Origin of the sequence: Haloarcula sp. Atlit-7R (assembly GCF_003666065.1) — an archaeon.
Taxonomy (GTDB): Archaea; Halobacteriota; Halobacteria; order Halobacteriales; family Haloarculaceae; genus Haloarcula; species Haloarcula taiwanensis.
Map to the genome: position 1 here is coordinate 1 of NZ_QXIK01000129.1, position 431 is coordinate 431.

At 62.4% G+C, this 431-nt stretch carries 1 protein-coding gene; it reads right to left on the reverse strand.

Features of this window, described 5'->3' with window-relative positions; genetic code table 11:
* Positions 1-431: hypothetical protein (locus D3D01_RS23885; protein ID WP_158600571.1), on the reverse strand; the 431-nt coding region annotated here is incomplete at both ends.

A 431-nucleotide genomic window follows, 5' to 3' on the forward strand; every position in this document is an offset into this window, starting at 1 on the left:
TCGTTCTGGGCCTCAATCGCCTCCTTGATCTCGTCACGATCCCCCTCCACCTCGTCGCGGTACGCATCCAGTGACTCGGTCGACCCATCCTCCGTCTGCACAACCTGCGGCGTGCTCGCAACGTCGGTGTACGACGGCTCGTCCTGGAGCGCGTCCACCTCGCTCTCTGGCACACCGACTGCCGCCCGGTCACCCTCAACGAACAGGACGGAATCGACGCCGTCCGGCTCCGCGACCGGATCGTCCAGCGAGTCGATTAATCGGTCCAGCTCCGTCTTCCGCTCATCAAGCCGGCCCTTCGGGATCCCGTGTTCCTCCCGTATCTCCGCCGATTCCGCGATCTTCTCCTGTATCGTAGAGATCATGTCGAGGCCTTCCTTGATGTCTTCCCCGTCCTCCAGCAGGTCGAAGTCGAATTCCTCGGTGTCTAG